Consider the following 20,854-nt stretch of genomic DNA (forward strand, 5'->3'; position numbering starts at 1 on the left):
TTTGAGCCTTTCAGAGCCGATTTCGCACGACAGTTCAACGCAAGGAGGCCTGCGTGCCGAAGATCGAGATCGACGTCGATCGCTGCAAGGGCTGCGGGTATTGCGTCGAGGCGTGTCCCCAGGACATCCTCGAACTCGCCGAGACGTTCAACAAGATGGGCTACCATCCCGTCGAGTGCGTGAACCCGGACAAGTGCACAGGATGCACGTTCTGCGCGCTGGTCTGCCCGGATCTGGCGATCACGGTCTACAAGTAACCGTCACGAGCTTCGAGTAAGGAGCGACTATGGGCGAGAAGGTCTTCATGAGGGGGAACGATGCCATTGGCGAGGCCGCCGTACAGGCCGGTTGCCAGTGCTACTTCGGGTACCCCATCACGCCGCAGAACGAGCTTACCGCGTACATGTCGAAGCGGATGATCGAAGAGGGCAGGGTCTTCATCCAGAGCGAGAGCGAGATCGCCGCGGTCAACATGTGCTTCGGCGCCGCGGCCGTGGGCCAGAGGACGATGACGTCCTCGTCGGGTCCCGGCATCAGCCTGAAGCAGGAGGGCATCTCGTACATGGCCGGCGCCGAGCTGCCCATGTTCTTCGTCAACGTGATGCGGGGCGGGCCCGGCCTCGGGAACATCGCGCCGGCGCAGTCGGACTACTTCCAGTGCACGCGGGGCGGCGGCCACGGCGACTACCGTGTCATCTGCTATGCGCCCTCCAACGTGCAGGAGCTCTACGACTACACGATGCTCGGTTTCGACGTCGCCGATCGATACAGAAACCCGTCGATGATCGCGGCCGACGGCATCCTCGGTCAGATGATGGAGCCGCTGGTCCTCAACGAGTACAAGGACCCGGGCGACCTGCCGACGAAGCAGCCGTGGCGCCTCGGCGACCCGAGCACGCCCGAGCCGATCTGGATCACGTCGGTCCATCTGGGCGAGGGCAAGCTCGAGGAACACAACCTCGAGCTCCAGAAGAAGTACGATGCGATCGAGAGAGACGAGGTGCGGTACGAGGAGACCATGCTCGACGACGCGGAGATCGTCATGGTCGCGTACGGCACGGCGGCACGTGTCGCGAAGACGGCGCTCGCCGTGGCCCGGGAAGAGGGCATCAAGGTCGGGCTCTTCCGTCCGATCACGATCTGGCCGTACCCGTACCAGCAGGTCCGCGATCTGGCCGACCGGGTCGAGAATCTCCTGGTCGTCGAGATGAGCCTGGGGCAGATGTGGGAGGATGTGAGGCTCGCCGTCGAGGGGAACGCGCGCGTTCACCTGCACGGCCGGACGGCCGGCGGCGTTCCCGTCGTCACCGAGGTCGTCGAGCATCTCAAGAAGGTCATGGCCTCGAAGGGCGACGAGATCATCCGGAACTTCTAGGAGGAGTCATGGAGAAGGTCTTCACCAAGCCGGAGGCGATGAAGCCTGAGCAGACGCTCTACTGTCCGGGATGCGGGCACGGCACCGCGCACCGGATGGTCGCGGAGCTCGTCGACGAGTTCGGGCTCAGGGAGCGGGCCATCGGCATCGCGCCCGTCGGCTGCTCCGTCTTCGCCGATCGCTACTGGAACTTCGACGTCATCTCGGCCGCTCACGGACGGGCGCCCGCGGTGGCCACCGGGATGAAGCGGGGAAACCCCGACAGCTTCGTCATCTGCTATCAGGGGGACGGTGACCTGGCCGCCATCGGGACCGCCGAGACGATCCACGCCGCGAACCGCGGCGAGCACTTCGTGACGATCTTCGTCAATAACGCCATCTACGGCATGACCGGCGGACAGATGGCGCCGACCACGCTCTGCGGTCAGCGCTCCCAGACGTGCCAGCTCGGGCGAGACCCCGACATCATGGGACATCCGATCCGGGTCTGTGAGCTCGTGCGCGACCTCCCGGGCGTGGCCTATCTGGCGCGCGGCGCGGTCGACTCGCCCAAGAACGTCATTCAGACGAAGAAGCACATGAAGAAGGCGTTCCAGACGGCCATCGACGGCAAGGGCTGGAGCCTTGTCGAGGTCGTCTCCCCGTGCCCCACGAACTGGGGTATGGCGCCTCAGAAGGCGCTCCAGTGGCTTCGTGAGAACCTCCTCGAGCACTATGAACTCGGGGTCTTCAGGGACTGCGAGGCCGAGTAGCAGCGTGACAAACTGAACTGCCGCCGTGCGGACCCGAGAGAGCCCTGCGGCGGCAGACGGGATGCGGACGCCCCCTGGGATGCAGCGACGGGGCGACGCCTCACGAAGCCGGGGGACTTTGGATGATACATCGGATCAGATGCGCGGGGTTCGGCGGCCAGGGGATCGTCCTCATGGGCAAGCTCCTCGGGCAGGCCGGGATGATGGAGGACAAGCACACGACGTTCTTCCCGCAGTACGGAGCCGCCATGCGGGGAGGCACGGCGAACTGCTCGGTGATCGTTTCGGATGATGAGATCGCGTCGCCGATGGTCGAGACGCCGGACGTCGCGCTCATCATGAACGGACCGTCGCTCGTGCGATTCGAGCCGACGGTGGCGCCCGACGGCTGGGTGTTCTACAACACGTCGCTCATCGACAGGGAGGTCGAGCGCGACGATGTTCAGGTGATGAAGGTCCCGGCCAACAACATCGCCGAGGAGGTCGGCACCGCCCGATCGGCCAATATGGTGATGCTCGGGGCCGTAGCGAAGAAGCTCGGCGTCGTGTCGATCGACTCCCTGATGGGCGCGCTCGACGTCATGCTGGCCGGCAAGGGCGACAAGATCATGGAGATGAACCGCGAGGCCATGCGGCGGGGAGCGGCCCTCGCTGAGTAGCGTCGCGGACGGGGAACACCACAGCAGGACGGTGCGATGAGCAAGCTCAGAGAGCGGCTCGAGCGCGAGGTCCTGCCGCTCATCTCGAGACCCAGCCGGTACATCGGTGGAGAGAGGAACGTCCCGGGGAAGGACCTTCGGGACGTTCGTCTTACCTTCCTGCTGGCATTCCCGGACGTCTACGAGATCGGGATGTCGCACCTGGGGCTCCGTGTTCTCTACGACATCCTCAACCGGCGATCCGAGATCGCCGCCGAGCGGACCTTCGCGCCGTGGACCGACATGGAAGCCCTCATGCGCGAGAAGGGCATCCCGCTCTTCTCGCTGGAGTCGCACACCCCGGCGTCCTCGTTCGACCTTCTCGGCTTCACGCTCCAGTACGAGCTTCATTACTCGAACATCCTGACGATGCTCGATCTCGCGGGCGTGCCGCTCCGCGCATCGGACCGCGGGGAAGAAGACCCGATCGTCCTCGGGGGCGGCCCCAACGCCTTCAACCCGGAGCCGGTCGCACCGTTCTTCGATTGTCTGGTCATCGGCGACGGCGAGAGCGCCGTGCTCGATGTCGCCGATCATCTCATCGAGGCGCGTGCCCGGGCGTGGTCGAGGGACGAGACCCTGCGCCGCGCCGCCCGTATCCCGGGCATCTACGTGCCCGCCCTCTACGCGTCGGACGGCGCCGGGGGCGTGCGTCCACTCGACGACGCGGCGCCCGAGGTCGTCTGCAGGCGGGTCGAACCCGCGCTGGGTATCGGCAGTCAGCCGCTCGCTCCCATTGTGCCGATCACCGAGGCGACGCACGACCGCCTGTCCATCGAGATCATGCGGGGCTGCACCCGCGGGTGCCGCTTCTGTCAGGCGGGCATGGTGACCCGGCCCGTCCGGGAGCGCCCGGTCGACGAGATCGCCGCCGTCATCCGGAGCGGCATCGACGCGACGGGCTACGACGAGGTCTCGCTCGTCTCCCTGAGCTCCTCGGACTACACGGGGCTCGACGAACTCCTCATGAAGCTCAACGAGGAGCTCTTCGACCGGAAGGTCAGCATCTCGCTGCCGTCGCTCCGGGCCGACCGGTTCGGCATCGAGCTGGCCGACCGTCTCGGTCGCGTGAGGAAGGCGGGCCTCACGTTCGCTCCCGAGGCGGGAACGCAGCGCCTGCGCGACGTCATCAACAAGAACGAGACCGAGACGAACATCATCGAGACCATCGAGGCGGCGTTCGAGGCCGGGTGGAGCCGCGTGAAGCTCTACTTCATGATAGGGCTTCCGACCGAGACCGAGGACGACGTGCGCGGCATCGCCGAACTCGTCAGGCGCATCAGGGAGCACGCCCGCTCCGTCCGGAGGAGCGCCTCCATCAACGTCTCGATCTCGCCCTTCGTTCCGAGACCGCACACGCCGTTCCAGTGGGAGCGGCAGGACACGCCGGAGGAGACGTCCGCGAAGGAGCGTCTGCTCCGTTCCGGGCTGCGCGTGAAGGGCGTCAAGGTCTCGACGCGCGACCCGGAGGTCTCGGCGCTGGAGGGCGTGATGGCCAGGGGGAACCGGCGCCACGCCGATGTCATCGAGTCCGCCTGGAGACTGGGCGCTCGCTTCGACGCGTGGACCGAGACCTTCGATGCCACCGTCTGGGCACGCGCCTTCGAGGAGGCGGATGTCGACCGGCACGAGACCCTGAAGGCGCGCGACCCTGAAGAGCCGCTTCCCTGGGACCACATCTCGGGCGGGGTCTCGAAGGCGTTCCTCCTGGCGGAGCGCCGGAGAGCCTACGCAGGCGAGACGACGCCCGACTGCCGCGACGATGTGTGCACCGACTGCGGCGCGTGTCCGGTCGATGAGGGGCCCGCGCGGCCGATGCCGGATCGTGTCGAGCCGTCGGCGGCGGGGAACGACACACAGCGGTTTGGTCGGCGGACGCGACGCGCCCGGGACGGAAGCGGCGACAGGTTCCGCGTCCGGTACGCGAAGGCGGACGAGGCACGGTTCCTCTCGCATCTCGACATTCTCCGCGCCGTGACGCGCGCGCTCTCCACCTCGGGACTCCCGGTCGCCTACACGCAAGGCTTCAACCCGCACCCGAGGCTCTCGTTCGGACCGTCGCTGCCGGTCGGCGCCACGGGAGAGGCCGAGTTCTTCGACGTCGACTTCACGAGGTCGGTCGAGGCCGACGATGTGCTCCGGAGCATCGGGCGCGGGCTCCCGAAGGGTCTGGTCGTGCTCGAGGCCCGACCGCTTCGCAGCAAGACCGCCGTCGCGGCCGAGGCGCAGGCCGCCGACTACTCGATCCGCAACGCGCCGGTCCTCGAGAAGCTGGGCGCCGACGGTGTCCGCGCCGCCATCGAGAGGGTCCAGAGCACGGAGGAGGCGGAGGTCCTGCGGGGCAGCGGCCCGAAGACCGTGCGGCCGAAGGACGGTATTCTCTCGCTCGAGCTCGTCGAGGAGGACCCGCCCGTGCTGAGAATGCGCCTCGGCATAGGGCAGAAAGGCGCACTCCGGCCGTCCGACGTCCTGCAGCTGATCGAGCGGGAGGAGCCCGACGCGGCGCTTCTGGCCACCGTTCACAGGACCGAGTTACTGAAGGACCGGTCAGTAGGGCCGGGGCTTGAGCCTGTTGCGTAACGCGGCTATACTGGACCCCGTGACGGAGCCCGGCCGGACGTGAGGCCGGTTCATATAGAACATCGCCAAGGAGCAGTGTGTACAAGGAAATCATCATAAACGACGCGCCCGGCGAGACGCGCGTCGCCGTTCTCGAGGACCATCAACTCGTCGAGCTGATGGTCGACCGGGGCGAGGGCGACCGCATCGTCGGCAACATCTACAAGGGGAAGGTCGGCGCCGTTCTGCCAGGGATGCAGGCGGCGTTCGTCGATATCGGTCACGAGAAGAGTGCCTTCCTGCACGTCTCCGACATGCGCGACATTACGGCCGAGTTCGCCGACTTCGTCTCCGACGAGTCGTACGAGGTTGAGGACGGACAGCGGATGGTCGCGCCCGACGCGCCGATCCAGGACCTCCTGCAGAAGGGGCAGGAGATCATGGTCCAGGTGACGAAAGAGCCGATCAGCACGAAGGGCCCGAGGGTCACGACGCAGATCTCGATGCCGGGGCGCTACCTCGTGCTCGTGCCGTTCTCCGGCGCCATCGGCGTGTCGCGCAAGATCGAGGAGGTCGAGGAGCGGGAGCGTCTCAAGCAGATCTCCCGCGAGATCCGTCCCGCCTGGGGCGGACTGATCGTCAGAACCGCGGCGGCGAACGCCAGCAAGCGGCAGATCAAGCGCGACCTCAAGTATCTCATCCGGCAGTGGAAACGCATCAACAAGCGCGCGGAGAAGCACAAGGCACCGTATCTGGCCCACACCGAGATGGGGCTGACGGCCGGGCTCGTGCGCGATGTGTTCACGAAGGACGTCGACCGGCTGGTCGTCGACACGAGGCGGGGCTACCGCGAGGTCCAGTCGTATCTCAGAAGCGTGGACCCCAAGCTCAGGAACCGCGTCGAGTACTATCGCGACAAGACGCCGATCTTCGACGCCTACGAGATCGAGGGCGAGATCGACAAGACGCTCCGGCGCCGGGTGTACTTCAAGAAGGGCGGCTACATCGTCATCGACCACACCGAAGCCCTGACCTCGATCGACGTCAACACCGGGCGCTACACCGGCAAGAAGAACCAGGAGGAGACGATTCTCAAGACGAACCTCGGCGCGGCGCGCGAGATCGGGCGCCAGTTGAGGCTCAGGGACATCGGCGGCATCATCGTCGTCGACTTCATCGACATGGCCACCGAGGAGAACCGCGAGAAGGTCGTCCAGGAGCTCAAGAAGGTCTTGGCCAGGGACCGCGCTCGGAGCAAGGTGTTCCCGATCGGGGAACTCGGGCTCGTCAGGATGACGCGCCAGAGGGTGCGCCCGAGCCTCCTGCACCAGTACACGGACGCCTGTCCCGAGTGCGAGGGCACGGGTAAGGTGTTGTCGCGCGACTCGATCCTGCTCCTCATGGAGCGGGCGGTGCGAAGGGTCGCATCGACCCACAGGATCAGACGACTGCGTCTCTTCGTCGCGCCCGAGATGGCGATGCACATCATGTCGGAGAACCAGCGGAGGCTGAAGAGCCTCGAGCGGGACACGCGCCGCTCCATCGAGGTCCGCGACGACGAGAAGCTCGACAGAGAAGAGTTCCGCATCGTCTCGACGAAGGACGGCAAGGAACTCGACTCGCAGGTCAACGAGTAGGCCTCCACGCGGCCACCGACTCCGAGGGGCCGTATGCGGAATCGACTCCAGTACTTCCGACCGGTCCTCGAGCACCTGGGTGTCATCACCTGGGTGTTCGGTCTTTCCATGATAGCTCCTCTCGCCTTTCAGCTCTTCGAGTGGCGGGCGGGGGAGGAGCCGCTGCGCCTCCTGGGGTTCGGGCTCCCGGTCGTGGGGTCTGTGGCCCTGGGGTTGCTGCTCGGCCGGAAGGTCCGCCCGGACCCGATCGACGCGCGCCGCGCGATGATCCTGACGGCGCTCGCGTGGATCGTCGTGTCGGCCATCGGCGCGATCCCCATCTGGTTCGTTCTGAGGACCTCGTTCCTCGACGCCTACTTCGAGACCGTGAGCGGCCTCACGACGACCGGCATCACGATGCTCCAGGGGCTCGACGCCATGCCGCGGAGCATCCTCTTCTGGCGAGCCTTCATCCAGTGGCTGGGGGGCTTAGGCATCCTCGCGTTCTTCCTGGCCATCGTCTTCATGGGCGGGTCAGCGCACGCCCTGTTCACGGCGGAGAGCCACAAGATCTCGTCGAAGCGCCCGGCGCCCGGTCTCTTCCATACGCTCCGGATCCTCTGGATCATCTACGCTGGATACACGGCGCTCATCGCCCTTGCTCTCGTACTCGAGGGCATGGGACCGTTCGACGCCGTGGCACACTCCATGACGGCGCTCTCGACCGGGGGCTACTCGCCGCACGACGCGAGCATCGGATTCTATGCGCAGGCGGGGTACCCGAACGCGACGCTCATCGAGTACACGGTCATCGTCGGCATGCTTCTCGGGGGCATCAACTTCGTCGTGCACTCGCGGCTGCTGACCGGGAAGCTGAGCGCTCTCTGGGACACGTACGAGATGCGTCTCTTCTGGGGCATCCTGGCGGCGTCGACCGGCCTCATCGTGCTCGACCACGGGCTGACGTTCGGTTTCGGGTCGGAGAGCGCGGGTGGGCTCTTCAGGACGTCGCTCTTCCAGGCGTCGTCGATCTTCACGACGACCGGGTTCGCGACACGCGACATCGGGACGGGGTACTTCCCCGAGGCCGCGAAGCAGGTGTTTCTGGCCCTCATGCTCATCGGAGGGTGCGTCGGCTCGACCGGAGGCGGCGTCAAGGTCCTCAGACTCGGCATTCTCTGGAAGATGGTGGGGAGGCAGCTCCGGCGGTTCATCTACGGTCCCGACACGATCCAGCCGATCGTGCTCGACGGCGAGATCGTACGCGAGGAGGAGCTCCGGCGTGTCGGGGCGCTCTTCTTCGCGTGGATAGGGCTTCTGGGCCTCGGGGGGCTCATCACGGCCGTCCTGACCGGGCACGGCGCCCTCGCGTCGGCGAGTGGGATGTTCTCGGCGCTCGGGAACATCGGTCCGTGCTACATTTCGGCTGGCGAGATGACCGAGCTTCCCTCCGTCGTCAAGGTGACCTACATCTTCGGCATGCTGGCGGGGCGACTGGAGATCCTGCCGCTCCTGCTCATTCTGAACCCGAGAACCTGGAGGTAACGCATGTACGTCGTCATCGCCGGAGCCGGGCTGATCGGAAGCACGCTGGCCGCACGACTGGCCGAGGCGCGTCACGACGTCGTGGTCATCGACCAGGACCGGTCGGTGTGCGAGAGGCTGGCGGCGGACCTTGGAGTCCAGGTCGTATGCGGTACGGCGACGAGCGTGGACACCCTCGAACACGCGGGAACCGACCGCGCCGACATCGCGGTCGCGACGATGCGAAGCGACGCGGACAATCTCGCGTTCTCGATCCTCTCGAAGAGCCTCGGCGCGCCGCGGGTCATCGCGCGCATGCGGAACCCGCGCTACGAGAGCGCCTATAAGGAGGCCGGTGTCTCGGCGACGAGTCACATCGTGGACGTCTTCGTCAATCAGCTGCTCCTGGAGATCGACGAGCCTCACCTCAGGCAGGTCGCCGCGTTCGGCGCGGGAAAGGCGGCGATCGTTGTGGACAGCGTGCCGGAGAACGCGGCGGTCGACGGCATGACGGTCAGCGAGATCGCCGCCGACGAGACCTTCCCCGAGGAGTGTGTCATCACGGGCATATACAGGAGCGAGGGGGAGGACTTCCTGATTCCACGCGGCTCCGCGGTGGTGCGTTCGGGCGACCGCGTCTTTCTGGTCGCGAACCGAGCGAATCTGAGAAGGGCGACGAAGTTCCTGCACAGGAGGAAGTGACACCGTGATCAGGGACGCGACGACCGACGACCTCGACGCCCTGCTCCGCCTCGAGGACACGTCGTTCGAGACGGACAGGATGTCGCGGTCGAGCCTGCGGCGTCTGCTCGGGTCGGCGACGGCCGTCTTCCTGGTCGACGAGGCGGGCGGAGACGTCACAGGGTACATCCTGCTGCTTGTCCGAGCCTCCTCGAACCGGGCGCGCCTCTACTCGCTGGCGGTCGATGCCGCCCGCAGAGGCCGGGGCATAGGCCGTCGTCTCGTCGAGGCGGCGGAGCGCCGCGTCGGAGACCTCGGCATCGGCGAGATACGGCTGGAGATCCGGGAGGACAACGAGGCGAGCCGAGCGCTTTTCGCATCGTGCGGCTACGAGCCCTTCCGGACGATCGAGGACTACTACGAGGACGGGGCAACGGCTGTGCGCTACAGCAAGCGGCTCGGTTCGGGTCGCAATGAGGAGTCCGGCCATGCCGAACAGGCTGGTGGTCGTCGATAGAATCGCGGACTGGACGGAGGACTACCCCGATGTCCGCGTCGTGGAAGCCGGCACGTACCTTGCCGGCGAGGAGGGGACCGACCGGCGGGATCTCAAGGTCGTCAACCTCTGTTCCAGCTACCGCTATCTGAGCGTGGGCTACTACTGCTCTCTCCTCGCCGAGGCCCGGCGGCAGCGGGTCATCCCCACGGTTCGCAAGATCAACGATATCGCGAGCCGTTCGATCTACATGCTCGAGCTCGGGGACGTGGACGACCTGCTTCAGCGGTCCCTGGGCCGGAGCGCGAACGGGGAGGAGAGTGAGCTTGAACTCGACATCTTCTTCGGGCGGTGCGCGCGTCCCGAGATGTCCGAACTCGCGCGCCAGCTCTTCGAGGTCTTTCGGATTCCGTTGCTCAGGGTGCGCTTCAAGCTGCAGGGGCGATGGCGGATCGCGGGTGCCAGGCCTCTCTCGCTCTCCGGTCTCGATGACGACAGCAGACAGCTCTTCTGCCGGGCCTTCGCTCACTACTCGAGTCGGCGATGGCGCGGCGACCGCGCGCCGCGAACCTACCGGTACGACATCGCGATCCTCAGGAACCCGAACGAGGAGCTTCCTCCGTCGTACAGCGACGCTCTCGACATCTTCGTCAGGGTCGGGCGGAAGATGGGTGTGAACGTCGAGCTCATCGAGAAGCGCGACTACGCGCGGCTCACGGAGTATGACGCCCTCTTCATCCGGGAGACGACCGCCATCAACGACCATACCTACCGCTTCGCGAAGCGGGCCGAGATCGAAGGGATGCCCGTCATCGACTCGCCGGACTCGATCCTCAGATGCACGAACAAGGTCTATCTCGCCGAGCTTCTCCGAACGAGGAGGGTCCCGACGCCACGGACCCTCGTGCTCCGAAGCGACGGCGTCGGCGGCATAGAGCGTGAGCTCCCGTTTCCGGTCGTTCTCAAGATCCCGGATGGATCGTCCTCCCGCGGCGTCTTCAGGGTCGATGACAGGGCCGAGCTTGAGGCGAAGGCCGCCGAGCTGTTCAGACACTCCGATCTCATTCTGGCGCAGGAGTACACCTACACCCCGTTCGACTGGCGCGTCGGCGTTCTGAACGCGAGGCCGCTCTTCGTCTGCAAGTACTTCATGTCGGACGATCACTGGCAGATCATCCGTCACGAGGAGGGGCAGATCACCGAGGGCGGGTGGGAGACGCTGGCGGTGGAGGACGCACCGGAACGCATCGTCGAGCTGGGACTTGACGCGGCCCGGCTCATCGGCGACGGTCTCTACGGAGTCGACATCAAGGAGGTCGACGGGCGCGCGATGGTCATAGAGGTCAACGAGAACCCGAACATCGAGACCGACGTCGAGGACGCCGTGCTGGGCGAGCGTCTGTACGAGGCGATCATCAACGAACTCATCAGGAGAGTCGATGCGCGCAGAGCCTGACGCAACAGCCTCGCGACGGAACGATGATGCGAAGCCGCGCAGCGTCTTCGTGGTCGTCAATGCCCATTCCGGTGCCGGCAACGCCGGCGTAGTGAGAAAGCGCCTGCTGCAGTGGACTGCCGCCGGCTTCGATGTGACACTGCACGACTGTGGGCCGAATGAGGACATCGCCGAAGCCGCGCGGCGGGCCGTAGCGGACGGTGCCAATGTCATTGTCGCCGCGGGCGGCGACGGGACGGTGGCGGCCGCTGCGGCGGCCGTGCGGGGTACGGACGCCGTTCTGGGGATCGTACCGCTCGGTACCGGGAACATCGTGGCGCGGGACCTGAGCGTACCGCTCGATCCCGAGGCCGCGGTCGACCTGCTCTTCGAGGAACACTCCAACAAGTGCATCGACGCGCTCGACGTGAACGGCGACACCTATCTGATGAGCCTCGGCATCGGCATCAGCGCGTACGTCGCCAGGGACACGGCGGCCGTCCACAAGCGGATCTTCGGACCAGCCGCCTATCTCTGGAGCGGACTCGGCGAGATCGGGTCGGTCGAGCCGAGCCGCTTCAGTATCACGGTGGACGGCGTCCCGCACACCTTCAGCGCGACCGAGGTCGCGATCGCGAACAGCGGCGTCTTCGCCAACATGATGCTGCCGTGGGAGAAGAGCGTGCGCCTCGACGACGGGAGGATGGATGTCTTCGTGGTGGCGACCGAGACGGCCCGTGACTACCCCCTGCTGGTCTTCAACGTGCTCAGGGGGTCGAACACGGCGGAGCCGGGTGTGATCCACCTCGTGGCGCGCGACACGGTGCGCGTCGAATGCGAGGATGAGCTGCCCGTGCAGGCCGACGGTGACGTCATAGGGGAGACGCCGCTCGATGCCAGGCTCCTCTCCGGGGCGGTCAGCGTCGTCATCCCCGCGCCCGACTAGCGCCGGACGATGCGCGGTCCGGTAGAACTCCCCTTGCAACAGAGCCGCGGGTGATATATGTTCAGTACGAAGCATTGCTGTCCTAACAGGAGGTCGACGTGACGAGTGACACCTCCCGGGCGCGCTTCCAGCTGAGGCGCTTCCTGATACCAGCCGCCATCGGCGTCGGCGTGCTCATCGGTCTCCATCTCCTGCAGCCGCTGGCGCGGATGCTCCTGGTTCTCTTCGTCGCGATGCTCTTCGGCGTGTTCCTCGACGCCGCCGCGACGGGGCTCGTCGAGCGGACACGGATGCGGCGGGGACTGGCTCTCGGGCTCGCGGCGGCCGGCGTCATCGCGATCCCCGTGCTGGCCGGGTGGCTCATCGGTCCCAAGATCGGGCAGCAGGTGTCACAGCTCGTCGAGCGGCTGCCCGAGGTGTCGCAGACCGTCGAGGAGTGGCTGGCGACGCACGAGTGGGGACGCCGCCTGATCCCCGGCGGAGGCACGGGCGAGGGGCTCTCGTTCAACCTGGAGGCCGTCCGGGGCATCACGGGTTTCTTCACGACGATCATCGGCGGGGTCGTCAGCTTCTTCATCATCATCTTCGTCGGGATCTGGCTGGCCGTCGAGCCGAGAACCTACGCGTGCGGGCTGATGAAGCTCGTGCCGCTCTCGAAGCGCGACAGGGCCTGGGAGGTCCTGAGCGCCGTCGTACGAATGCTCAGGCGGTGGCTCATCGGCCGCATCGCCGCCATGGTCTTTGTCGGCGGACTGGTCACACTCGGGCTGTCGATCGCGGGTGTCCCGTTCCCGTGGGCGCTCGGATTCATCGCCGCCGTCCTCGAGTTCGTGCCGTACATCGGCCCCTTCGCGGCGGCGATACCCGGCATCCTGATCGCGCTCGGCGACGATCCGATCAAGGCGATCTGGGCCGTTCTCGTCTACATCATCGTCCAGAGCATCGAGGGCTCCGTCGTGACGCCGCTCATCGAGCGGAGAGCCGTATCGCTCGGCCCGGCGTTCATCATCTCGTCGCAGATCATCATGGGCGTTCTCTACGGCAGCCTCGGGGTGCTCGTCGCGACGCCCCTGGCGGCCGTCGTGATCATCACCGTGCAGATGCTCTACATCGAGGACACGCTCGGTGACCCCGTGACGGTGCTCGGGGAGTCACACAAGGTCGAGGAGGAGAGATGCTACCCATCGGACCGCTCATGATCGAGCACCGGCTCATCGAGCGGATGATCGATCTGGCGCGGCGCGAGGCCGACCGCATCGAGAACGGCGGGCCGATCGACACGGACTTCATCCGCGACATGGTCGACTTCATGCGGACGTACGCCGACCGCACGCATCACGGCAAGGAGGAGGACATTCTCTTCCGGGAGCTCAGGGAGCGCGACCTCTCGGACGACGACATGGCCCTTATGAAGGAGCTCGAGGAGGAACATGTCAGAGCGCGCGCGCTCGTCGGCGCGCTCGAGGGCGCAGGACTGGGAGCGGAGAGTTCGCCGGGCGGTTCCGGCGACGAGATCATCAGGACGCTCCGTGAGATCGTCGCCCTCTATCCCCAGCATATCACGAAGGAGGACGAGCGCTTCTTCCCGGCCTCCATGGGGTACTTCTCCGACGAGGAGAAGGACACGATGCTCGCGACCTTCCGTGAGTTCGACCGGGAGATGATCCACGAGAGGTACCGGGCGACCGTCGAGGGCATCGAGAGAACGCGGCCGGCCAGGAAGACGGAGCGGTCGGCCCAGTAGAGAGAGATGGAGGGACGTCAGTGGAACTCGACGGCACGCGCGTCGCGGTCCTTGCCGAGGACCTCTTCGAGGACCTCGAGCTCTTCTACCCGGCGATCAGGCTCCGGGAGGCGGGGGCCCGGGTGACGGTCGTGGGAACTGGTGAGGATGAGTACCGCGGGAAGCACGGCCTGACGGTCAGACCCGACGCATCCATTGACGACGTGTCGCCCGACGACTTCGACGCGGTCGTCATACCCGGAGGGTATTCGCCGGACCGCATGCGGCGGCACGCGTCGCTTCTCGACTTCGTCAGGTCGCTTCACGAGCGGGGAGCCGTCGTGGCCTGGATCTGCCACGGCGGGTGGGTGCCCGTGTCGGCGGGGATCCTCGAGGGGCGCAAGGTGACGTCGTTCTTCTCCATCAGGGACGACATGCGGAACGCCGGCGCGGAGTGGCTCGACGAGGAGGTCGTGCGCGACGGCAATCTCATCTCGAGCAGAACCCCTGCAGACCTTCCGGCATTCCTCAGGACAATCATCTCCTCGCTCGCCAAGCAGCGGTAGTGCCCGGCGGGCCGACCTCACACGCACCACGAGCAATCGAAGGGAGGCGACGCAGATGTCGCCAGACGATCCGCTTGTTCCTGAACGGCAGCTCGGCTCGACGGGCGAGCGCGTCTCCATGCTGGGTCTCGGCGGCGCGCACATCGCTCACTTCCGGGAGGACCGGGATGCGATCGAGTTCGTCCGCTCCGCGATCGACACGGGCGTGACCTTCATGGACAACGCGTGGGAGTACCACGAGGGACGTGCCGAGGAGCTCATGGGGCGCGCGCTCGAGGACGGGTACCGGGATCGCGTCTTCCTCATGACGAAGCACCACGGACGGAACCGGGCCACGGCCGAGCGCCATCTCGAGGACAGCCTCCGGCGGCTTCGGACCGACGTCATCGACCTGTGGCAGTTCCACGAGGTCATCTACAACGACGACCCGGACATGATCTTCGCCCGCGGCGGCGGCATCGAGGCCGCCGTGGCGGCGCAGCGGGCCGGCAAGGTGCGCTACATAGGGTTCACCGGTCACAAGGACCCGGCGATCCACCGTCGCATGCTCGACACCGGGTTCGCGTGGGACGCGGTGCAGATGCCGCTCAACGTGATGGACGCGCACTTCAGGAGCTTCGAGCAGACCATACTGCCGATCCTCGAGGAGCGCGGCATCGCGGTTCTCGGGATGAAACCGCTGGCCGGCGGGCACATCCTGGAGAGCGATACGGTCACGGCCGCCGAGGCGCTGTCGTACGTCTGGTCGCTTCCCGTGTCGACCGTCATCTCCGGCATGGACGCGATGGCGCACCTGACGGAGAACGTGGAGACGGCGCGGGCGTGGACGGCCATGGAGCGCGGGGCGCGCGCGGAGCTTCTCTCGCGCACCAGAGACGCGGCGTCCGACGGTTCCTACGAGCCCTACAAGACGGACGTGGTCTTCGACGCCGCCATCGGACGGGAGCTTCACGGGCTGTCGTGACCGTTCCGTGCGATCGGCGATGCAGCCGGTCGCGGCCATGACGCGACCACAGGGAGGACACATGCGGACGAAGCTGGTCGTCCACGTCAACCTCGAGGACGAGGCCAGGCTGATCGAGGCGCTCGCGAACATCCGGAACCTGCTCGACGAGGTCGGGGAGGACAGGGCCCAGGTCGTGCTGGTCGCGAACGGCGGCGTCGTCAAGCTCCTCCCGCCCGGGAAGAACGAGAAGGCCGGGGGCGTTGTCGAGAAACTGAAACGGCGTGGTGTCACGTTCAGGGTGTGCGGCAACGCGCTGCGGTACTACGAGATCGAACGATCCGACCTGCCGGATGCCTGGGAGGTCGTTCCCGCGGGCATCGTGGACATCGCGGCGCTCCAGCAGGACGGCTTCGCCTACGTCAAGCCCTGAGCCAGGGGCGGCATCCGCGGGACGTTCGACGGCAGACTTCGACGACACGGTATCACAACGGAAGGGAGCAGCATGGACCTCATCACCACCGGCGATCTCGGACGATTCGCATCGGCGCACGACGGGCCGAAGATCTCGATCTACATGCCGACACACCGGACGGCTCCCGACGTCAAGCAGGACCGCATCCGGCTGAAGAACCTCGTGGGCGAGGTTCAGGACCGGCTGGAGGCGTCAGATCACCGGCGGGACGAGATCACACCGATCGTCTCGCCGCTCATGAAGCTCGTGGAGAGCGACGCGTTCTGGGAGGCGCGGAGCGACGGGCTCGCGGTGCTGGCCGACGCGGACGTGATGAAGACCTACAGACTGCCCGCGTCCTTCGAGCCGGTGGCCGCGGTCTCGCCGCGCTACCTCCTGAAGCCGCTGATCGGCTTTCTCGCCACGGACTGCCGGTACTTCGTACTGGCCCTGAGCCGCAACAGCGTCCGCCTCTTCCAAGCGTCGAGACTCTCCGTCAGCGAGGTCGACCTCGAGTCCGTTCCGACGAGCCTCGCGGAGGCCCTGAGATTCGACGACCCCGAGAGCCAGCTCCAGTTCCACACGGGGACCTCGCAGTCGAGCAATGGCCCCGACCGCAGAGCGATGTTCCACGGCCACGGTGTCGGCACGGACGACGAGGAGTCGAACACGATCCGCTTTCTGAAGAAGGTCGATAAGGGGCTCCACGACGTCCTCGCCGATGAGCACGCGCCACTGGTGCTCGCCGGAGTCAAGGACCTTCTGGCCTGCTACAGAGGGGTCAACACCTATTCGCATCTGGTTGACGGAGAGGCCGAAGGCAACCCGGACCACATGTCGGGGAAGGAGCTGCACGAACGGACCTGGAGCATCGTCGAACCCGTTTTCCTCAAGGGACTCAGAGAGGCCTTCGAACAGTTCGCACAGCTTCATGGGGAGCGAAGTGACCTCGCAGTCACCGGGCTCGAGGACGTCGTGGCCTGCGCGCACGAGGGGCGTGTGAGAACGCTCTTCGCGGCCCGCGGCGAGCACGTGTGGGGTACGTTCGACCCGGAGGCCGTCGAGGTCACGCGGCACGACAGCTCGACCGACGAGAACCTCGAACTCATCGATTTCGCCGCCGTCAGAACGTTCGCCACGAGAGGAGAGGTCTACGTGGTGCCCCCGGACCGCGTTCCGGGTGACGGACACCTGGCGGCCGTTCTGAGATTCTGATGTGCGTGCTCAGGGAAGCTCGTCGGTGAGTGCACGGCGGGCGCTTCTGATGCTCCCGCTCAGCTCAACCGGGTAGGGGAGCATCGCGGTCTCCAGAGCGAGCAGCTCCGGCGGGAGGAGCGAGAGCTGCTCACGGCAGTGGAGCCGGGCGGCCTCGATGCCCGCAGAGGCATCTCCCACGCGTCGCCCGTCCCGCATGACGGTCGAGAGCAGTGATTCCCCGTCCGTGTCGCTGCCGGCGGGGACGATGCGGTCGCCGACCATCCGTCCGTTCTCGATTCGGCGCAGCACCTGCTTTCTTCCGGGGTAGATCGGCTTGCCGGGTGAGGTCTTGATGCGTGGAGCGTCCTGGTACAGGACCAGCTTGTAGGCGAGATCGAGGTCGGGCGCGTCCTTCGAGACCACCATCTTCGTGCCGACACCGAAGCCGTCAACGGGCGCGCCCGCGTCCAGGATGGTCCTGATCGCGTACTCGTCCAGCCCGCCCGAAACAAGAATGGAAACGTCCCGGAGCCCGCCCTCATCGAGGATCCGGCGGGTCTCCTTCGAGAGAGCGATCAGGTCGCCGGAGTCGATCCGGACGGCCCCGACCGTGAAGTCGCTGCCCATCCTCCTGGCCAGTCTCACGACCTCCCTGACGCCGTGCAGCGTGTCGTACGTGTCCACAAGCAGTGTCGTCCCTGGGTAGATCTCCGCGAAACGGCGCAGGGCCTCGGTTTCTTTGTCGTGGGCCTGAACGTAGCTGTGGGCCATCGTCCCGACGACGGGGATGCCGTGGAGTCTGCCCGCGAGCACATTCGAAGTACCGGCGACCCCGGCGACGTACCCGGCGCGCGCGGCCATCAGGGCTGCGTCCGTCCCGTGCGCCCGCCTGGAGCCGAAGTCGACGACGTTCCGGCCGGCGGCCGCCGACACGACGCGGGCCGCCTTCGAGGCGAGGACGGAGCCCACGTGGCTCCGGTTGAGGACGATCGTCTCCAGGATCTGAGCCTCGACGATCGGCGCTTCGATCTCGATGATCGGCTCGTTCGGGAAGATGATCGTGCCGTCGCGCACCGCGCGGACGCTCCCGGTGAACCGGAGGTCGGCCAGGACGTCGAGGAACGACTGCGGGAACGCCGGGAGTGTGGCGAGGTAGTCGAGATCATCGTCGGAGAAGGCGAGATGCTCGACGGCATCGAGCGCGTCCTCGACACCGTACGCGACAATGTAGTTCCTGTTCCCGGGGAGGTCGCGGTAGAAAAGCTGGAAGACTGCCGAGCCCGTGAGCCCCTCTTCGAGATAGGCCCTGGCCATCGTCAGTTCGTAGAGATCGGTGAAGAGCGACGGGACATCGGGGCGGCGTCCGGTCGACGTCACCGCGACCGCCCGCGCGTTCTCCTGTGACTCTGGATGTCGACGTCGTCGAGCGGACCGGAGCTCACGTCCTCGGCTCCTATGAGCGAGACGATCCGCTCCAGCGTGTCGGCCATGTCCTCTCTCTTGGAGCGCGGGATCTTCCGGAGCGACGTCATGAGGGAGTTCTCGAGAGGGTGGGGCACCTTCCGCACGAGCTCCCTCCCCTTCCGCGTCATCGTGACCAGCACGCGCCTGCGGTCCTTCGTGTCCCTCCGTCGCTCGATCAGGTCCTTCTCCTCCAGGCGGTCGAGCACGCCGACGATGGTGCTTGGGCTCAGGAGCAGCGTGTCGGCGATCTGGGTCCCCGTCAACGTGCCGGCACGTTGCAGCGCGTTCAGGGTGGAAAGCTGCGGTCCCGTGATACCGTGCTCGACGGCGAGGCGCCTGGAGTGCACGGCCACCGTCCTGATGATCCTCCGTATGGCCCAGATCATCCGCTCACCGCAACCATTGCTCTTCGACGCCATCGGCATGTCCTCTCGTGGATGTCGGTCAGGATGCGTGGACGCTCGTCGTCGGAGTGTTGACAACGCGGCGTTCCATGTCCTTTTCTATAAGAAAAGCTCACACGTCGAATAATACGTTCCTCAAAGGACTTTGTCAATGCACGATCAGATCGCTCTCCCCGAAGCGGTACGGGTGGTCGGAGCCGACACGGTGCTGACGGTGGCGGCAACGCCTCTCGGTGTGCCGCCGCTGCCCAACGTGATGCTGCGGCGCATGTGGGACCGCTGAATACACGATTCCGAATCTCCACTTGCATGGTGTCGGGCTATCATGTAGTCTACCAATCATTCGATGTAGAAAGAAATGCGGTGCCCATGAGCGGGGCATGACGTTCCGGGCGGCACCGCGGGGAGACGATTGGGAGGATGCCATGGAGAACATCGGCACGCTGTTCCAGACGGACGACTGGAAGAACGAGAAGCACGTCCCTGTCATCGACTGCAACGAGCCGTTCACGAAGGGCACGCCCACCCCGGTGACGGTCACGGTGGGCAAGGAGGTCGACCACCCGAACACGACGGCGCACCACATCCGGTGGATCCGGCTCTTCTTCCAGCCGAAGGACGAGAAGTTCCCGTACGAGATCGCGAACTGCGAGTTCAGCGCTCACGGTGCGTCGACCGACGGTCCCGACTCCAGCACGGTCTACACGCACCACGGCGTGACCGTGCTGATGAAGACCGACAAGCCGGGCACGCTCATCGCGATGTCGTTCTGCAACATTCACGGTCTCTGGCAGAGCACACGCGACGTCGGCGTGGAGTAGCGGAACCTCCTTCCCCCGTTGCGCATCCGAGCACGTACGGTGATACCTCGCGGCGGCTGGCGGCCGTCTGTTGACGACCCACTGGAGGAGGTAGCGAGAATGAGCAGGGAATACCCCCACGGCAGCGGCGTGGTGAAGCTCGTGTCGACCGAGTGGCTGGCTGAGCACGTCGGCGACGGAGTGGCGCTCGTTGACTGTCAGCCGAACGTCCACGATTACATCAAGGAGCACATCGCGGGCGCCGTCTACATGAACGAAGGACTGCTTCGTGTTCCGAAGAAGGGACTTCCGGCCGTCTACGCTCCGGAGGAAGCGATCCAGACGGTGTTCCGCCGTATCGGTCTCGAGGCCGACAGACCCGTCGTCGTCTACACGGGCAAGGGGCCGTTCAAAGGTTGGGGCGACGGACTCGAGCAGGTGATGGTCGCCTACTCGATGGCCCGGTTCGGCCACAACAGCGTCCATGTTCTCGACGGCGGGATAGACAAGTGGAAGTCGGAGGACCGCGAGGTCGTTCAGGCGTTCCCGAAGGTCGAGGAGAGCTCTTTCGATGTGTCGGTTCGCGACGAGTACTTCATCGCGTACGACGACTTCCGCGAGATGAAGGACGATGACGACGTCATCCTGCTCGATGCGAGGCCGGGCGACGTCTACGAGGGTCAGGGGCCGTGGATGAAGCCGGGACACATCCCCGGAGCCGTCAACGTCCCATGGAAGTCCTTCATGCATCCGGACAATCCCAGGCTTCTGAAGTCCGACAAAGAGATCAGGGAGATCGTCGAGCGGCACGGCATCTCGGAGGACAAGACCGTCATCTGTTCGTGCGGGACAGGACGCGAGGCGACGAACGAGTTCATTCTGTTCAAGTGGTATCTCGGGTATCCGAACGTCAGGATCTACGAGGGGTCGTTCACCGAGTGGTCGTCGTATCCCGATAATCCGACGGTGACCGGCAAGAGCCCGAGATAGACGCCAGGGAGGCAGCGTGGTCTTCGAACGTGTCGAAGCCGAAGGGCTGGCGCACTATTCCTACATCGTCGGAGACCGCTTCGATGCGGTCGTCATCGACCCGCGGCGGGACTGCGAGGTCTACCTCGAGCTCGCCGCGCAGGCCGGCATGCGGATCGCCCTCATCCTCGAGACCCATCGGAACGAGGACTACGCCGTCGGGTCGGTCGAGCTGGCATCGCGGACCGGGGC

The 20,854-nt window shown here is 65.9% G+C and carries 22 protein-coding genes; 20 read left to right on the top strand and 2 right to left on the bottom strand.

Annotation, left to right across the window (positions count from 1 at the left end; genetic code table 11):
• Window positions 1-53: 53 nt before the first annotated feature.
• From GF405_06170 to GF405_06250, 17 genes are all read left to right on the top strand, one after another.
• Window positions 54-257, top strand: coding sequence for a 4Fe-4S dicluster domain-containing protein (locus GF405_06170; GenBank protein ID MBD3367743.1), 204 nt, complete (start codon window positions 54-56; stop codon window positions 255-257).
• A 29-nt stretch (window positions 258-286) separates the two neighbouring features.
• Complete coding sequence (gene vorB / locus GF405_06175; GenBank protein MBD3367744.1) at window positions 287-1,375, top strand: 3-methyl-2-oxobutanoate dehydrogenase subunit VorB; 1,089 nt, start codon at window positions 287-289, stop codon at window positions 1,373-1,375.
• An 8-nt stretch (window positions 1,376-1,383) separates the two neighbouring features.
• The gene (locus tag GF405_06180) at window positions 1,384-2,127 is read left to right on the top strand and encodes a 2-oxoglutarate oxidoreductase (protein ID MBD3367745.1); all 744 of its coding nucleotides are present in this window, start codon (window positions 1,384-1,386) and stop codon (window positions 2,125-2,127) included.
• Window positions 2,128-2,249: 122 nt separating this feature from the next.
• Entirely contained in the window at window positions 2,250-2,786 is a 537-nt protein-coding gene (locus GF405_06185) for a 2-oxoacid:ferredoxin oxidoreductase subunit gamma (GenBank protein ID MBD3367746.1), read from the top strand.
• Window positions 2,787-2,822: 36 nt separating this feature from the next.
• Window positions 2,823-5,405 carry a TIGR03960 family B12-binding radical SAM protein gene (locus GF405_06190; GenBank protein MBD3367747.1) on the top strand — a complete coding sequence of 861 codons (2,583 nt, stop codon included), beginning with the start codon at window positions 2,823-2,825 and terminating at the stop codon, window positions 5,403-5,405.
• Window positions 5,406-5,482: 77 nt separating this feature from the next.
• Complete coding sequence (locus GF405_06195) at window positions 5,483-7,021, top strand: Rne/Rng family ribonuclease (protein MBD3367748.1); 1,539 nt, start codon at window positions 5,483-5,485, stop codon at window positions 7,019-7,021.
• A gap of 33 nt (window positions 7,022-7,054) precedes the next feature.
• Window positions 7,055-8,545, top strand: a complete 1,491-nt coding sequence (locus GF405_06200; GenBank protein MBD3367749.1) for a TrkH family potassium uptake protein — start codon at window positions 7,055-7,057, stop codon at window positions 8,543-8,545.
• 3 nt (window positions 8,546-8,548) lie between these two features.
• Window positions 8,549-9,226 carry an NAD(P)-binding protein gene (locus GF405_06205; protein ID MBD3367750.1) on the top strand — a complete coding sequence of 226 codons (678 nt, stop codon included), beginning with the start codon at window positions 8,549-8,551 and terminating at the stop codon, window positions 9,224-9,226.
• A gap of 4 nt (window positions 9,227-9,230) precedes the next feature.
• Window positions 9,231-9,722: a GNAT family N-acetyltransferase gene (locus GF405_06210; GenBank protein MBD3367751.1), complete on the top strand. Its 492-nt coding sequence runs from the start codon at window positions 9,231-9,233 to the stop codon at window positions 9,720-9,722.
• Window positions 9,694-11,157 (top strand): RimK family alpha-L-glutamate ligase, encoded by a 1,464-nt coding sequence (locus tag GF405_06215; GenBank protein MBD3367752.1) that lies wholly within the window; start codon window positions 9,694-9,696, stop codon window positions 11,155-11,157. The genes GF405_06210 and GF405_06215 overlap by 29 nt, the downstream gene beginning before the upstream one ends.
• Window positions 11,141-12,082: a hypothetical protein gene (locus GF405_06220; protein MBD3367753.1), complete on the top strand. Its 942-nt coding sequence runs from the start codon at window positions 11,141-11,143 to the stop codon at window positions 12,080-12,082. Before GF405_06215 ends, GF405_06220 begins: the two co-directional genes overlap by 17 nt.
• Window positions 12,083-12,180: 98 nt before the next feature.
• Window positions 12,181-13,281 carry an AI-2E family transporter gene (locus GF405_06225; GenBank protein MBD3367754.1) on the top strand — a complete coding sequence of 367 codons (1,101 nt, stop codon included), beginning with the start codon at window positions 12,181-12,183 and terminating at the stop codon, window positions 13,279-13,281.
• Window positions 13,257-13,826 (top strand): cation-binding protein, encoded by a 570-nt coding sequence (locus GF405_06230; GenBank protein ID MBD3367755.1) that lies wholly within the window; start codon window positions 13,257-13,259, stop codon window positions 13,824-13,826. The genes GF405_06225 and GF405_06230 overlap by 25 nt, the downstream gene beginning before the upstream one ends.
• 20 nt (window positions 13,827-13,846) lie before the next feature.
• Window positions 13,847-14,371 carry a DJ-1/PfpI/YhbO family deglycase/protease gene (locus GF405_06235; GenBank protein MBD3367756.1) on the top strand — a complete coding sequence of 175 codons (525 nt, stop codon included), beginning with the start codon at window positions 13,847-13,849 and terminating at the stop codon, window positions 14,369-14,371.
• Window positions 14,372-14,426: 55 nt separating this feature from the next.
• On the top strand, window positions 14,427-15,335 hold the full coding sequence (locus tag GF405_06240; GenBank protein MBD3367757.1) for an aldo/keto reductase: 909 nt from the start codon (window positions 14,427-14,429) through the stop codon (window positions 15,333-15,335).
• A 7-nt stretch (window positions 15,336-15,342) separates the two neighbouring features.
• On the top strand, window positions 15,343-15,747 hold the full coding sequence (locus tag GF405_06245) for a hypothetical protein (protein ID MBD3367758.1): 405 nt from the start codon (window positions 15,343-15,345) through the stop codon (window positions 15,745-15,747).
• A gap of 72 nt (window positions 15,748-15,819) precedes the next feature.
• Window positions 15,820-16,983, top strand: coding sequence for a hypothetical protein (locus GF405_06250; protein MBD3367759.1), 1,164 nt, complete (start codon window positions 15,820-15,822; stop codon window positions 16,981-16,983).
• Between the two features lie 9 nt (window positions 16,984-16,992).
• Here the strand turns inward: GF405_06250 and GF405_06255 are convergent, their stop codons facing one another.
• The gene (locus tag GF405_06255) at window positions 16,993-18,279 is read right to left on the bottom strand and encodes a nicotinate phosphoribosyltransferase (protein MBD3367760.1); all 1,287 of its coding nucleotides are present in this window, start codon (window positions 18,277-18,279) and stop codon (window positions 16,993-16,995) included.
• 59 nt (window positions 18,280-18,338) lie between these two features.
• Window positions 18,339-18,854: a MarR family transcriptional regulator gene (locus GF405_06260; GenBank protein ID MBD3367761.1), complete on the bottom strand. Its 516-nt coding sequence runs from the start codon at window positions 18,852-18,854 to the stop codon at window positions 18,339-18,341.
• 404 nt (window positions 18,855-19,258) lie between these two features.
• On the opposite strand from GF405_06260, the gene GF405_06265 reads away from it, so the two are divergent.
• From GF405_06265 to GF405_06275, 3 genes are all read left to right on the top strand, one after another.
• Window positions 19,259-19,654, top strand: coding sequence for a Neelaredoxin (locus GF405_06265; GenBank protein ID MBD3367762.1), 396 nt, complete (start codon window positions 19,259-19,261; stop codon window positions 19,652-19,654).
• A gap of 99 nt (window positions 19,655-19,753) precedes the next feature.
• Entirely contained in the window at window positions 19,754-20,623 is an 870-nt protein-coding gene (locus tag GF405_06270; GenBank protein ID MBD3367763.1) for a sulfurtransferase, read from the top strand.
• Between the two features lie 16 nt (window positions 20,624-20,639).
• Window positions 20,640-20,854 (top strand): MBL fold metallo-hydrolase (locus GF405_06275; GenBank protein MBD3367764.1); only part of this gene is annotated, 215 nt, incomplete at its 3' end.

Origin of the sequence: Candidatus Effluviviaceae Genus V sp. (assembly GCA_014728125.1) — a bacterium.
Taxonomy (GTDB): domain Bacteria; phylum Joyebacterota; class Joyebacteria; order Joyebacterales; family Joyebacteraceae; genus WJMD01.

What these genes read in the sequence shown, in the direction of transcription:
- vorB (MBD3367744.1), top strand. Translation starts at nt 287, where the DNA reads ATGGGCGAGAAGGTCTTCATGAGGGGGAACGATGCCATTGGCGAGGCC.
- GF405_06180 (MBD3367745.1), top strand. Translation starts at nt 1,384, where the DNA reads ATGGAGAAGGTCTTCACCAAGCCGGAGGCGATGAAGCCTGAGCAGACG.
- GF405_06185 (MBD3367746.1), top strand. Translation starts at nt 2,250, where the DNA reads ATGATACATCGGATCAGATGCGCGGGGTTCGGCGGCCAGGGGATCGTC.
- GF405_06190 (MBD3367747.1), top strand. Translation starts at nt 2,823, where the DNA reads ATGAGCAAGCTCAGAGAGCGGCTCGAGCGCGAGGTCCTGCCGCTCATC.
- GF405_06200 (MBD3367749.1), top strand. Translation starts at nt 7,055, where the DNA reads ATGCGGAATCGACTCCAGTACTTCCGACCGGTCCTCGAGCACCTGGGT.
- GF405_06205 (MBD3367750.1), top strand. Translation starts at nt 8,549, where the DNA reads ATGTACGTCGTCATCGCCGGAGCCGGGCTGATCGGAAGCACGCTGGCC.
- GF405_06215 (MBD3367752.1), top strand. Translation starts at nt 9,694, where the DNA reads ATGCCGAACAGGCTGGTGGTCGTCGATAGAATCGCGGACTGGACGGAG.
- GF405_06220 (MBD3367753.1), top strand. Translation starts at nt 11,141, where the DNA reads ATGCGCGCAGAGCCTGACGCAACAGCCTCGCGACGGAACGATGATGCG.
- GF405_06230 (MBD3367755.1), top strand. Translation starts at nt 13,257, where the DNA reads ATGCTACCCATCGGACCGCTCATGATCGAGCACCGGCTCATCGAGCGG.
- GF405_06240 (MBD3367757.1), top strand. Translation starts at nt 14,427, where the DNA reads ATGTCGCCAGACGATCCGCTTGTTCCTGAACGGCAGCTCGGCTCGACG.
- GF405_06250 (MBD3367759.1), top strand. Translation starts at nt 15,820, where the DNA reads ATGGACCTCATCACCACCGGCGATCTCGGACGATTCGCATCGGCGCAC.
- GF405_06255 (MBD3367760.1), bottom strand. Translation starts at nt 18,279, where the DNA reads ATGGCCAGGGCCTATCTCGAAGAGGGGCTCACGGGCTCGGCAGTCTTC.
- GF405_06260 (MBD3367761.1), bottom strand. Translation starts at nt 18,854, where the DNA reads ATGCCGATGGCGTCGAAGAGCAATGGTTGCGGTGAGCGGATGATCTGG.
- GF405_06265 (MBD3367762.1), top strand. Translation starts at nt 19,259, where the DNA reads ATGGAGAACATCGGCACGCTGTTCCAGACGGACGACTGGAAGAACGAG.
- GF405_06270 (MBD3367763.1), top strand. Translation starts at nt 19,754, where the DNA reads ATGAGCAGGGAATACCCCCACGGCAGCGGCGTGGTGAAGCTCGTGTCG.